At 65.0% G+C, this 13184-nt stretch carries 12 protein-coding genes; 8 read left to right on the top strand and 4 right to left on the bottom strand.

The genetic code is table 11. The features are described from left to right. Nucleotides 1-14: 14 nt before the first annotated feature. Nucleotides 15-644, top strand: coding sequence for a peptide deformylase (locus KR227_RS09400; protein WP_218365097.1), 630 nt, complete (start codon nucleotides 15-17; stop codon nucleotides 642-644). Beyond that, nucleotides 644-1663 (top strand): GNAT family N-acetyltransferase, encoded by a 1020-nt coding sequence (locus KR227_RS09395; protein WP_218365096.1) that lies wholly within the window; start codon nucleotides 644-646, stop codon nucleotides 1661-1663. Before KR227_RS09400 ends, KR227_RS09395 begins: the two co-directional genes overlap by 1 nt. 3 nt (nucleotides 1664-1666) lie before the next feature. Here KR227_RS09395 and KR227_RS09390 read toward each other — a convergent pair whose 3' ends face one another. After that, the gene (locus KR227_RS09390; protein ID WP_151641171.1) at nucleotides 1667-2248 is read right to left on the bottom strand and encodes an RDD family protein; all 582 of its coding nucleotides are present in this window, start codon (nucleotides 2246-2248) and stop codon (nucleotides 1667-1669) included. A 113-nt stretch (nucleotides 2249-2361) separates the two neighbouring features. Between KR227_RS09390 and KR227_RS09385 the strand changes: the two genes are divergently transcribed. From KR227_RS09385 to KR227_RS09375, 3 genes are all read left to right on the top strand, one after another. Continuing rightward, on the top strand, nucleotides 2362-3141 hold the full coding sequence (locus tag KR227_RS09385) for an exodeoxyribonuclease III (RefSeq protein WP_218365095.1): 780 nt from the start codon (nucleotides 2362-2364) through the stop codon (nucleotides 3139-3141). A 14-nt stretch (nucleotides 3142-3155) separates the two neighbouring features. Next, nucleotides 3156-4646 (top strand): cardiolipin synthase, encoded by a 1491-nt coding sequence (gene cls, locus KR227_RS09380; protein WP_218365094.1) that lies wholly within the window; start codon nucleotides 3156-3158, stop codon nucleotides 4644-4646. An 82-nt stretch (nucleotides 4647-4728) separates the two neighbouring features. Beyond that, a complete protein-coding gene (locus KR227_RS09375; protein ID WP_218365093.1) occupies nucleotides 4729-5955 on the top strand; it encodes a Na/Pi symporter in 1227 nt (408 codons plus the stop codon). Here the strand turns inward: KR227_RS09375 and KR227_RS09370 are convergent. Genes KR227_RS09370 through KR227_RS09360 form a run of 3 tightly spaced genes read right to left on the bottom strand, consistent with a single transcriptional unit; the run spans nucleotide 5952 to nucleotide 8225 of the window. Continuing rightward, complete coding sequence (locus tag KR227_RS09370; RefSeq protein WP_218365092.1) at nucleotides 5952-6734, bottom strand: multidrug ABC transporter permease; 783 nt, start codon at nucleotides 6732-6734, stop codon at nucleotides 5952-5954. The two genes, KR227_RS09375 and KR227_RS09370, sit on opposite strands and share 4 nt — an antisense overlap. A gap of 3 nt (nucleotides 6735-6737) precedes the next feature. Further along, a complete protein-coding gene (locus KR227_RS09365; protein WP_218365091.1) occupies nucleotides 6738-7691 on the bottom strand; it encodes an ABC transporter ATP-binding protein in 954 nt (317 codons plus the stop codon). Nucleotides 7692-7736: 45 nt separating this feature from the next. After that, a complete protein-coding gene (locus tag KR227_RS09360; protein WP_218365090.1) occupies nucleotides 7737-8225 on the bottom strand; it encodes an NUDIX hydrolase in 489 nt (162 codons plus the stop codon). A 59-nt stretch (nucleotides 8226-8284) separates the two neighbouring features. Here KR227_RS09360 and KR227_RS09355 point away from each other — a divergent pair, with 59 nt between their 5' ends. From KR227_RS09355 to KR227_RS09345, 3 genes are read left to right on the top strand one after another with little or no spacing between them, the layout of a single operon-like run. Then, entirely contained in the window at nucleotides 8285-9739 is a 1455-nt protein-coding gene (locus KR227_RS09355; protein WP_218365089.1) for a hypothetical protein, read from the top strand. After that, nucleotides 9739-10755, top strand: coding sequence for a glutamate ABC transporter substrate-binding protein (locus KR227_RS09350; protein WP_218365088.1), 1017 nt, complete (start codon nucleotides 9739-9741; stop codon nucleotides 10753-10755). Before KR227_RS09355 ends, KR227_RS09350 begins: the two co-directional genes overlap by 1 nt. Further along, on the top strand, nucleotides 10755-13088 hold the full coding sequence (locus KR227_RS09345; protein WP_218365087.1) for a serine/threonine protein kinase: 2334 nt from the start codon (nucleotides 10755-10757) through the stop codon (nucleotides 13086-13088). Before KR227_RS09350 ends, KR227_RS09345 begins: the two co-directional genes overlap by 1 nt. Nucleotides 13089-13184: the final 96 nt, after the last annotated feature.

Genomic DNA, 13184 nt, shown 5'->3' with positions numbered 1-13184 from the left:
CTACACTCTATTGCATGACGATTCGCCCGATTGTGATCTACGGAGACCCCGTCCTGCACACCCCCACCGAGCCCGTGACCGAGCCGGTGAGCGAGCTCGCCGAGCTCATTGCCGATATGCACGAGACCCTCGTGGCCTCCAATGGGGTGGGCTTGGCGGCGAATCAGGTGGGCGTGAATAAGCGACTCTTTGTCTACCGCTGCCCCGATATCGACGGCCCTGAGGGCAGCGATAAGTCCGCGGCGGATATTGCCCGCGATGGGGGCCGGATTCGGGTGGGCTGCGTGATCAACCCGGTATTGGAAACCTCCGAGATCCCGGAGACCATGCCCGCCGAGGATGGCTCCGAGGATGAGGGCTGTCTCTCCCTGCCGGGCGAGGGTTTCCCCACCGGCCGCGCCGATTGGGCGCGGGTCACCGGCCTCGATGAGAATGGCGAGAAGATCGCGGTAGAAGGCTATGGCTTCTTCGCCCGCCTGCTGCAGCACGAGGTGGGCCATCTCGATGGCTATGTCTATACCGATATGCTCATCGGCCGGAATAAGCGCGCCGCGAAGAAGATGGTGAAGCGCAATGGCTGGACGGAAGCCGGCCGCACCTGGCTGCCCGGCACCGACCCCGACCCCTTCGGTTTTGACAACTAATGCTGAGTTTCCCCTTTAGTGGCCGCGCCCCCACAGTGGGCGATCGGGTGATTGTGCGCCGCCGCATCCCCCACACGCCCGGACATCTGACGGATGTGATCGGGCACGTGGTGAGCCTGGAACCGCTGATCCTGCGGCCCCAGTCAGTGGGCGGGCTGCCGTCCTCTGCGCCGACAGTGCTTATCGACGCTTCCTTGGTGAAAATCCTGAAAGTGCTCAGCCCGCGCCGGGTGATGAACTCCGATATCCGCGCCATCGAGCACGCCACCGCCCTCGCGTTCCCGGGCATCGAGCACGCCTGGAGCGAGGACGGGCAGTGGCTGATGCGCGCCGGCGATGGCATTACCGAGCGCTCCAATTCCGCCACCCCGCTGGGCGCGTCGGCCGGGTTTAGCCTGCCGCCATTGGCGGAGATGCGCGAGTTTTATGCCCGCCACGAGCTGCCGGTGCGGGTGCACCTGCCGGAGCGTATCGCCCGCAACGCCGAAAGGCTCTGCCGACCGCCCGCTTGGGAGCTGGGGCCGGACATTATTGTGATGAGCCGCTCGCTCAGCGACTACGACACCGACACGCCACCGACGCTGCCAGAGGGCATGACGGTGAGCGTGGAGGAGCAGCCCGATGCGGCGTGGCTGGAGCAATATCATTTCCGCGGCCAGGCGCTGCCGGTGCACGCCCTAGAGCTGCTCATGCGAGAGATCGAGGGGCGCATGGGATTCGCCCGGATCCGCGTGGGCGAGCAGACGGTGGCAATTACCCGCGCCACTATCACCGAGTCCCCGGATGGGCGGCGCTGGCTGGGCTATTCCGCCGTGGAGGTCAAGGATGCGTGGCGCCGCCGCGGGCTGGGCACCCAGCTCGGGCAGGCGGTGCTGCACTGGGGCGCGGAGAACGGGGCCACCGACGCCTATTTGCAGGTGATCGCCTCCAATACCGCCGGTATCGGGCTCTATGAGCGGCTCGGCTTCATCGAACATCACCGCCACCGCTATGCCACAGAGCTAGGGGCTAGAGGCTAGGGGCTAGTCGGGGCGGATGACGCGCAGCTCGGCGCTGCGATCGTGCGGGCCCATGCCGAAGGCATCGGTGGCGGCATCGGCACCGAGCCATCCCGCCACGCCAAGCGCCGCCACCGGGCCGGCGATGGGGATGTAGTTGAGCAAGATCCACAGGTTGCGTCGAGAAGCGGAAGTGATACTCACCGGCAGGGCGGCCGGAGCCACCACCCGCAGGCCGAGGAGCCGCTTGCCCACGCTGCCGCCGCAGACATCGCCGGCTACCTGATAGAGGTAATAGGCGGCCGGCCAGCCGAGCAGGACGCTCAGGAGGGCGACGGTGCTAACACTGCCGGTGGACACGACTAGGAGCATGGCCAGCAGCGCCAAGGTGACACCGGCGGCATCGAGTGCGTGCGCGGCCATGCGCCGCAGCACCGGGGCGCAGTAGGTATCACGGCGGCCGCGATTCCGGCCCGGGCCGAAGGCCTGGTAGCGCTCCAGCTCGGAATAGGCCACCGGCGGGCTCATGGCATCGCGCACCCCCGCGAAAGGAAAGCCCCGCCGCGGCTGCTGCAGCTGCTGAGTACGCAGGTACTCATCCTCCATGAACACCACATCACTCCTAGGTTGAGGCACCGCCGAAGACGGCACGAATCTCCGTTCTTATCCCCTACAACGTCGGATTACCCCCAGTTGTTCCAACGACTACTGTAGTGGGCATGCGAATTGCCACGTGGAACATTAACTCCGTGCGCACGCGCATTGAGCGTGCCGTGGATTTTCTGCAGCGCCACGACGTGGACGTGCTCGCGCTGCAAGAGACGAAGGTCAAAGACGAGGCCTTCCCCACCGACCCTTTCACCGAGGCCGGCTACGAGGTGGCGCACTATGGGCTCAATCAGTGGAACGGCGTCGCACTGATCTCCCGCGTCGGCATTGCGGATGTGCGCACCCACTTCCCGCAGCAGCCCGGCTATCACAATGATCCCGCGCAGCCGCAGGACATCGAGGCCCGCGCGATCGGCGCCAACTGCGGCGGGGTGGAGGTGTGGAGCCTCTATGTGCCCAATGGGCGCGAGATCGCCCACCCGCACTATGACTACAAGCTGCGCTTCCTCTATACCCTCGGCGCCTATGCCCACAGCCTGGACACCCCGGCGGTATTCGTGGGCGATTACAATATCGCTCCCCGCGATAGCGATGTGTGGGATCCTTCCTTCTTCGCGGGCAAAACCCATCTCACCGAACCAGAGCGCCACGCCTTCGAGTTCCTGTGCAGCGAGGGGGTGGAAGAAACCTCCCGCCGTTTCAGCGAGGGCGACTATAGCTACTGGGACTATACGGCCATGCGTTTCCCCAAGAACGAGGGCATGCGCATCGACTTTCAGGTGGCCACCGCCGCCCTGGCGGCCCGCGCCCGCAGCGGGTTTGTTGATCGCGAGGAGCGCGCCGGTAAAGGCGCCTCCGATCACGTGCCCGTGGTGGTGGATTATGACTAGCGGGGGCGCAGAGTGTGATTAGCGTGCACTTGGAGTGGTGGCAGACGGCGGGCCTGATCATCGACTACTCCATCCGTATCTTGGCCATCGGCATCGTGCCGGAGGGGCGTCGTCCCGCCGCATCGACGGCGTGGCTGCTGATCATTCTGGTGCTGCCCATCGTAGGCCTGCCGCTGTTTCTGCTCATGGGCTCGGCCTATATCAACCGCCGCCGCCACCGGCTGCAGCAGGAGGCCAATCAATCGATTGAGGCCGTGCAGTCCGAGGCCCCCGACTATCCGCAGCACACCACGCTCAGCCCGGAGCTGGAATCCATAGTCAAGCTCAATCGCCGGCTCACCAATATCCCCGCCGTCACCGGCACCACCAAGGGGCTGCTGCCGGATTATTACAACAGCCTGCGCCGCATGGCCGAGGCCATCGATAATGCCAGCGAGTATGTGCATATCGAGATCTACATCATTGCCTGGGATGACACCACGGATCCCTTCTTCCGCGCCTGCGAACGCGCCGTCCAGCGCGGGGTGAAGGTGCGGCTGCTCTTTGATCACGTGGGCTCGTGGAAGTACCCCGGCTATATGCGGCTGGGCAAGCGGCTGGATTCCATCGGGGTGGAGTGGCACGTGATGCTTCCGCTGCGCCCCTGGTTTGGTCGCTGGCGCCGCCCGGATCTGCGCAATCACCGCAAGATGGTGATCGTGGATTCCGAGGTGGCCTTCATGGGCTCGCAAAACCTCATCGATACCAGCTATCTGCTCGACGCCAATATTGAGGCCGATCGCCATTGGATCGATCTCATGGTGGAGCTCGAGGGGCCGGTGGTGAACTCGCTGCGCGCCGTGTTCGCCATGGACTGGTACTTCGAAACCGGCGAGGCGCTGAACGTGCTGGAGGAAAAACCCAGCCCGGAGCTGCCGGAGGAACCGGACTCGGATATCAATATTTTGCAGCTGGTGCCCTCTGGCCCGGGTATTCCCACCTCGCCGAATCTGCGCCTCTTTAACTCCATCGCCCACCACGCGAAGCAGCGGCTGATCCTGTGCTCGCCCTATTTCATCCCCGACGAGTCCCTCTTTGAGTCCATTACCAGCGCCTGCTACCGCGGCGTGCAGGTGGATCTATTGGTCAGCGAGCGCGCCGATAATTTCATCGTCCACCACGCCCAGTCCAGCTACTACCAGGCCCTGCTGGAGGCCGGGGTGAACATCCACACCTACCCCAAGCCCTATGTGCTGCACTCGAAGTTCATGGTGGCCGACCCCGCCTCCTCCGACCGCGATGCCATCGGGGTGATGGGCTCGTCCAATATGGATATGCGCAGCTTCAACCTCAACTACGAGATCTCGCTGATGGTGGCACGCGGCTCGCTCACCACCCGACTCAGCGAGCTGGCCGATAGCTATATCGCCAGTTCCTCGCAGATTGAGCTGGAGGAGTGGTCTACCCGCGGTTTCTGGCGCAAGTATCTGGATAATGCCTGCAAGCTCACCTCAGGTTTGGCATAGGGGGAGGAGATTAGGGCTTCCCACCAGCCCCCATTAATGTTGAGGCCACAGCAACCGGCAGCGCAGGAGGAGGATTCACGAGGTGGCAGCTGACTCACCCACCCGGCTGCCGGGCACCACCCATCCCCGCAATCCGCGGATCACCACCTCCGATTCCGATGTTCTCGCGCCCTCCCTGTTGGGCATGGCGGTGCGCTGGTCGGGCGTGGCAGGGGCTGTGGTGTTGCTCCTTTTTGCGCTCGCATTGCTTGGCGACGCCACCTCGATGCTCTCCCGCGACACCATCGCCACCCTGGTCGCGGCGGCCGCCCACCCCGTGGTGGGGCTGTGTTTGGGTATCGCCGCCACGGCGGTCGTGCAATCCTCCACCACCATCACCACGGTGACCGTGGCCGCGGTGGCCACTGGGGTGGTGCCTTTGCCTTTGGCGATCGCGATCACCATGGGCGCCAATATCGGCACCTCGATGACCTCCGCGATCGTGGCCTTGAGTTTTGTGCGCTCGCCGGTGGAGTTTCGCAGCGCCTTCGCCGCCGCCACGGTGCAGGGCATTTTTAATAGCGCCAGTGTGGCGGTGCTCTTCCCCCTCGAGCTGCTCTTTCATCCCTTAGAACGCAGCAGCCACTGGCTGAGCACTCGGATCCTCGACGAGAGCTCCCACCAGGAAATCCCTACTGCGGAGTTTGTGCGCCGGCTCAGCGATCCCCTCGTGGAATTGGTGGGCACCCGCGGTGCCGCCGGGGCGCTTGTCGGCGCCCAGGCCGCCCCGTGGGTGGTGCTGGTGCTGGGGGCGACGCTGCTGCTCAGCGCCGTCTATTTGATTACGCGGCAGCTGCATGTGCTGATGGCCCAGGCCACCCGCACCCTCATGGAACGGGCCCTGGGCGATTCCCAAGCCACCGGGGTGGCGGCCGGGGCGGCGCTGACGGCGCTGATTCATTCCTCGTCCACGGTGACCAGCTCGATTGTGCCCTTCGCGGCGGTGCGCTCGATCACCACCCGGGAGGCGCTATCGCTGACCCTCGGGGCGAATATCGGCACCACGCTCACCACGCTCATGGCCACGCTCGCGGTACAGGGACCGGCGGGGGCCACGGGCCTCGAGGTGGCCTTGGTGCATGTGCTCTTCAACCTCGTCGGGGTGCTGCTGGTAATGCTCATCCCGCCGGCCACGGACGGCATTATTCGGCTCGCCATCTGGCTGGCCAAGGTGGCCCAGCCGCACCCGGCGCTGAGCACCGCGGCGGTGCTGGCCTATTATCTGGCGCTGCCCGGCGCGGTGGTGGCGCTGTATGTGCTGCTGAACTAGGCGTCGCGCTTCTTCATCGCCAGCAGCCCTGCCGCGAAGATCACGGCGGCCCAGACAGCGAAGTAGAGGCCGCTAACAATCGGATCCCAGTCCGGGCCCTCGATGACGGGCTGGGTGGTCTGGAAGGCGGTGAGATGGTTGAAGGGGCCGTAGCCGCTGATATAGGTGCCCACCCGCGGCAGCATATTTCCTAAGATGAGCTCGAGTCCGAGGCTCCACACCAGCACTACCAATAGGGCGCCGGCGGTGTTGCGCAGCAACCAGGCGAAACCCATGGCAAAGACGATGCTCAGAACGAGCGCCACCGGCTTGGCCCAGAGGGCGTGCTGGACGTAGTCATCGCCCCAGATCTGCATGGAGCTGGCGGCCTCGCCGCCCATGATTTTGCCCACGTAGAGGACAAGGATCAGGGTGAGGAAAGAGAGGATCGCCACCACCACGGCATAGAGCACGCATTTGGCCGCGGCCACCCGCCAGCGACGCGGCATGGCGGTGAAGGTGGCAGTGGACTGATTGCGGCTGTACTCGGAGGTCACCATGAGTACCGCCTGGACCATCACGATGGTGGCAACGACATCGAGCGTGAAGACCAGGCCGCGGGGCTCGACGATGAACTCGACCTCGGATCCAGCAAATTCGGGATTCTGCGCTAGTTGCCGTGTGCCATAGGCCGACATACCGGCCAAGCCGGTGGCGATGAGCACATAGAGCAGCGAGGTGATGTAGAAGGACTTAGTGGTGGTGAGCTTGATGAACTCTGCACGAATGGCATTCCACATGGTTTAGATCTCCCCTTCCGGACGCTGCGGCGCAGCGGTGGTGGTGTGGGATTGGTATTGCACGGAGTCGCCGGTGCTGCGCATGAAGGCATCCTCGAGGGAGCCTCGCTGCTCGGTGAGTTCGTGCACGGCCACCCCAATGGAGTAGGCCAGCCCGCCCACCACATCGGTGGTGGTCCCCTGCACCACGAGGATCTCTCGGCCCTGGGGGTCGTGGGAGCGCTCGGCGTGGAAGTTCTCCTCCTGCAGCGCGGCAGCCAATTCCTGCGGGTGATCGGTGCGCACCAGCACCGTCGACTGCGCGGATTGGCGGATGAAGTCCTCGGTGGGGCAATCCGAGACGAGCCGGCCGCGACCAATCACCAGCAGGTGATCGGCGGTCTGGGACATCTCGGAGAGCAGGTGGGAGCTGACGAGGATGGTACGTCCCTCCTCGGCCAGGGAGCGCAGGAAGGTACGCACCCAGCGGATACCTTCCGGATCCAAGCCATTGACCGGCTCATCGAGCAGGAGATACTCCGGATCGCCCAGCAGCGCCCCGGCAAGACCCAGGCGCTGTGCCATACCCAGGGAAAAGCCCCCCGCCTTGCGGCCTGCGACATCGCTCAGCCCCACGAGCCCCAATACCTCGTCGACGCGACGGGTATCGATACCATTAGAGGCCGCCATCCACCGCAGGTGATTGGCCGCGCTGCGCTTGGGGTGCACCGCCTTCGCATCCAGCAGCGAACCCACCGTGCGCAGCGGATTCTCCAGCTCGGCGTAGGTGCGCCCATTGATCGTGGCCTGCCCAGAGGTGGGGCTATCCAGCCCCAGAATCATGCGCAGGGTGGTGGATTTGCCGGCGCCATTTGGCCCCAGGAATCCGGTAACGACGCCAGGCTTCACGCTGAAAGTGAGATTATCCACCGCCAGCGTGGAGCCATAGCGTTTGCTCAGCCCAGTTACTTCAATCATGTAGCACAGTGTGGCACAGCCCCGCCCGCAGTGCTAGGGCTACCCTTAGCTTGTCGACGCCACCTCGCCGGCAGCGATCACCGAGCGCATCAAGGGAAGCGACTCCGCGAACGCCGACATGAGTGGATAGGACTCCAGTGCGGCCAAGGGCACCCAGCGCAGCTCCACGGATTCCTCATTGCCGGCGGTGGGCAGCGGCTGCGGGCAGGTGGCCAGCACCTGGGTATAGCTCCAGCCAGACACATACGGCCCCGCCGTGGTGATGGCGTCGACCACCCGCACCTGCGCGGTATCGATACTGGTTTCCTCGCGCGCCTCCCGCAAGGCGGCCGCCACCGCGGTTTCGTGGGAATCCCGCGCCCCGCCCGGCAGCGCCCAGGTTCCGCCCTCGGCCGTCCACTGGGCGCGATGCTGCAGCAATACCCGGGGCGCGGTGTGGGGCGAGGCGATGAGAAAAAGCCCCGCCGCGCCAAAGAGGCCCCAGCGCCGTGAGCCATCGGGGGCAAGGCTCCAACCGTTTCCGTCTCCATCCATGTTCGCGAGTGTAGTTCGAGTACTGGGTATGGCGAGATATCCTCGCTAGACTTGTGGACATGACTCTTTCCGGTACGGGCCAGAAAGCCGGCCCCACGGGTGACAGCGTGACAGAGGCTGTCACGGAGTTGAGGGCGGCGTCGACAAGCGAAGGCGATGCCTGGCTCGATCAGCCAGAACCCGCCGAACGGCGATTCGCCGACGTCACCCGCGAATTGGTGGATGTGCCGCTGCTGCAACTGCGGCGCTTTATTCGCTTCGTGGGCACCCCGCCCGGGCTAATGACGCTGATGTGCGTCATCCTCAGCGTGGCGCTGCTGGCGGCGGGGCTGTCGATCGCGCGCTCCTCCGAGGATCAAGAGCGCGACCTGAATCAGCTGCTCGACCATGTGGAGCCCATGAGCTATTCGGCGCTGAATCTCTATACTTCGCTTTCCATCGCCGATACCTCCGCCACCACCGGCTTTGTGGAAAATCGCGCTGGGTCGCCGCGGGTGCGGGAGCGCTACAATGATGCGATTTCGCAGGCCAGTATCGCCGCGGCGCAGACCATGGGGGAGGTCCGCGATAGCAATAGCGAGGAAATGCGGCTGCTGGCCTCCATCAATCAAAAACTGCCGGTCTACACCGGGCTGATCGAGACCGCCCGGGCGAACTACAACATGGGCAACCCGGTGGGCACGGCCTATCTGGCCGAGGCCTCGAGCCTCATGCGCAGCGAGATCCTGCCCAATGCCTCGCGGCTCTACGAGCTCACCTCGGCGACGGTGGCCGAGCAGCAGCAGGACCTCACCCGCCCCCAGTGGGTGCCGATCTCTGGGCTGGTGGCTGCGTTTGTGCTGCTGGTGCTGGCGCAGGCGTGGCTCTATAACCGCACCCGCCGCATCCTCAACCGAGGTTTCGCCGCCGCCACCGTCCTCATGCTCGCCGCACTGCTGTGGGTGGGATCGGCCAATTGGGCCACGTGGAATGCCGGGCAGCAGGGCTTTAATAAAGCCGCCGGGCCGATGAGTGAATTAACCAATGCGCGTATCGCCGCGCAGCAGGCCCGCACCAAGGAAACCTTGGCGTTGGTGCGACGCCAATCCGTGGCCGATAATGCCACCTTGTTCTATGCCAGCATGGACCGCATCGATAACGCGATCGACAGCTATCGCTCCTCGCCCCTGCTGGACTCCGCGCAGGATCGGATGGCCACCAACCGCGCCGAGCAGTCCGTGGAGCAGTGGCGGGTGTATCACGAGCGGCTGCGCGACGCCCAGTCCTCCGGCAACTATGACACCGCCCTCGATGTGACCCTCGGTAATCATCCCCGCTCCGCGGCCACCGCCTTCGATGAGCTCGATGCGAACCTCTCCACGCTCATCAGCGATGCCCGCGCCACCATGCGCGACTATATTGCCGACGGCCTGCGCGCCACCCGCCTGCTCGCCATCATGGTGAGTATCTGCTCCGTGCTCTCTGTGGTACTGGTGTGGATAGGTATTCGCCCCCGACTCTTGGAGTTCCTCTAATGCGCCCGCCCGCACCGCACCGCCGCCTCGTGGCGCTGGGCCTTGCCCTGAGCGCCGGGATCGCCGGCTGCTCCGAGGTGGAACCCGAGCGCGACCCCGCCCCCACGTGGGTGCAGGAGCTGGCGCATGAACAGCGTTCCTTTCCCGCCGGCGCCCAGTGGGAAAAGGCCGGCAGCCAGCCGCCGGTGCAGGTGGACGAGGCCGAACACTTTGCCTCCCTGCGCCCCGATGAGCGCACCCCCGAGGAGCGTATTCCGGACATTGTGCAGCGCGGCTACCTGATCGTGGGCGTGGACCAATCCCAGAACCTGCTCTCCTACCGCGATCCCGCCACGGGGGAACTCTCCGGCTTCGAGATCGAGCTTGCGCGGGAGATCGCCCGGGATATCTTCGCCGATCCCGACGCCGTGGATTTTCGCTTCATCGACGCCTCCGACCGGGTCTCGGCGCTGGATAGCGGCACCGTGGACATGGTGATTCGTACCATGACGATCACCCCCGAACGCCAGGGCCAGGTGGAGTTCTCGGCGCCCTATTTCACCTCCCAAACCCGAGTGCTGGTACACAAGGGCTCCGGCACCACCGGAGTGAACTCGCTCCACGGGCGCAGCGTCTGCGTGGTGGATGAGTCCACGGCGCTGCAGCACACCCGCACCTATGCGCCCAATGCCGATATTCTGCGCGTGCGGAACTGGGCGGATTGCCTCGTGGCCCTGCAACAGGACCAGGTGGATGCCGTGGTGGGGGATGATTCGATTCTCGCCGGCATCGCCGCCCAAGACCCCACCACGGAGATCGTGGGCCGCCCCATTGATAAGGAAAGCTATGGGGTGGGCATCCCGCCGGCCGAGAAGGGCCACGACACCACGGGGCTGGTGCGGCAAGTCAATTCCACGATCGAGCGCATTATCAGCGATGGCACGTGGCAAGACATGTATGCGCAGACCCTCGGCCCCTACCAAACCTCGGTGTCTCCGCCCACGCCCCACTATGTGGATGAGGAGGGAGAACGCTGATGAGCGATGAAGACTATCCCGTCATGGGCACCGAGGCCGTGCCCTTTGACCCCTTCGCAGAGGATGGCGAGGAGGAGCAGGAGCTCGATTCCGATAGCTCCATCCAGGCGCTGCTCGCGGACCTCGGGGCGCTGCGCGATGGGCCGAATCAGCCCACCGCCCCCACCAAAGTGCAGGACGATCCTTCCGAGCGCAGCCGCCGCGAGGCGCTGTCCACCTTCCGCGAGCGGCGCACCCATACCCGCGTGGGCCGGCTGGTGGCCGAGGGCATGGTGCAGCTTCCCTTCGTGCCCCTGCACGATCCCGAACGGGCGCTCATTGACCCCAGCGAGGACATCGCCAACGGCACCGAGCCGCCGGCGCTCAGCCCCGGCGATGTGGTGGCCAACCAGTACACCGTGCTGGGCGTGATCGCCCACGGCGGCATGGGCTGGGTGTATCTCGCCGAGGACAGCAATGTCTCGGGCCGCTGGGTGGTGCTCAAAGGCATGATGGCGGAGACCTCGCACCCCTCCCAGGGCGTGGCCGAGGCCGAGCGGGAATTCCTGGCGGATATCACCCACCCGGCGATCGTGAAGATCTTTAACTTCATCGACGATCCGCGGGTGGAGGGCGGCTTCATCGTGATGGAGTTCGTGGGCGGACCCTCGCTGCGGGACCGGGCGAAGCGCTCCGGCGGCACCATCGATATCGACGTGGCCATCGGCTATATCCTCGAAGTGCTGCCGGCGCTGGCCTATCTGCACTCCCGCGGCGTGGTGTATAACGACCTCAAGCCGGACAACATCATCGTCACCGAGGACCAAGTCAAACTCATTGATCTCGGCGCGGTCTCCGGTATCGGGGCGTTCGGCTATATCTACGGCACCAAGGGCTTCCAGGCCCCCGAGGTCGCCACCGAGGGGCCCTCGGTGGCCTCGGACATCTACACCATCGGGCGCACCCTCGCCGCGCTGACGCTGCCGCTGCCGATGAGCGATGGGGTGTACGAGCCGGGCATCCCCTCCCCCACTGCGGAGCCGTTGCTGCGCCGCTATTTGAGCTTCTACCGGCTGCTGCTGCGCTGCACCCACGAGGATCCCGCCCAGCGCTTCACGGACGTCTCCCAGCTGGAAATCCAGCTCTATGGTGTGCTGCGGGAAATCCTCGCCATTCGCGATGACATCCAATACCCCTCGCACCATTCGGCCTTTTCCCCGCAGCGTACAACCTTCGGCACCAAGCACCTGGTATTCCAAACCGATCAGCTCATTGATGGCGTGGATCGCACGGTGCGCATCACCCCAGACGAGGTGATCTCGGCGCTACCGGTGCCGCTGATTGATCGCTCCGATCCGGGGGCGGCGCTGCTCTCGGGTAGCTCCTATTCCGAGCCCACAGAGACCCTGGAGACCCTGCACCAAGCTATGCAGTCCAGCGAGTATGAACACTCCACCGAGATCCCCCTCGGCGTGGTGCGCGCCCTTTTGGACTTAGGTTTCCGGGACGAGGCGAAATCCTGGCTGGAATCGCTGGAAGAACGACTCGGCGATGATTGGCGCCACCAGTGGTTTTCTGGGGTGACCACGATGCTCACCGGGGATCTCTTGGCCGCCCAACGGCATTTCAACCAGGTGCTGCACATCCTGCCTGGGGAGCCGGCGCCGAAGCTGGCGCTGGCGGCGGTCAATGACATGCTGCTGCAGGAAAGCTCCCACGACCATGTGGCGCTGCTCAGCGACACCGCGCTGAAGGCCGCTCTCCTCGGCCCCGATGCGGCGGAGGTGACACCGGAGCAGCTGAGCTCCATCAGCGATGACTGGAACTATGTCACGAGCGTGCCGGCGAAGCTGCGCTTTCACACTATTCAGCTCTATCAGCTGGTGTGGGCCACCAACCCCACCACGGTGAGTTCGGCCTTCGGCCTGGCCCGGCAGCTCTATGCCGAGGGCCAAACCAACCTGGCGGTGGCGGCGCTCGATCGGGTGCCGCAGGCCTCGCGGCATCAGCGCATGGCGCAGCTGAGCACCATCATGATGCTCATTTCTGGGGAGTCCACCGAATCCGCCATCCGCCGCGCCGCCCGCCGCTTGGAACAGATCCCCACCAACGAGCCCCGCTACCTACAGCTCCAGGCCGCGGTGACCGCCGCCGGGCTCTACTGGCTGCGCAGCAATGACCTCAGTGAGGCATGCTCGCCCAATGAGCTTTTCGACGACCCCTTCACCCAAACCGGCCTGCGCTACGGCCTTGCTCGCTGGCTCCGTGGCCTGGCCCGCAGCGCCCACCACACCCTGCATCGCTATGAGCTCATCGACATGGCCAATAAAGTGCGCCCCACCACCTGGCTGTAGACGCCACGAGGCAACCCGTGGATGGGCGCAGCCGCACCACCCATAGAGGGGGACAACTCACAAACCACGCCGGATTCTCTCGCATTTCCCCCCCCC

Origin of the sequence: Corynebacterium sp. TAE3-ERU30, assembly GCF_019209925.1 — a bacterium.
GTDB lineage: Bacteria > Actinomycetota > Actinomycetes > Mycobacteriales > Mycobacteriaceae > Corynebacterium > Corynebacterium megadyptis.
The sequence above is the reverse complement of the archived record's forward strand: the minus strand, read 5'-3'. Positions and strand labels throughout refer to the sequence as shown.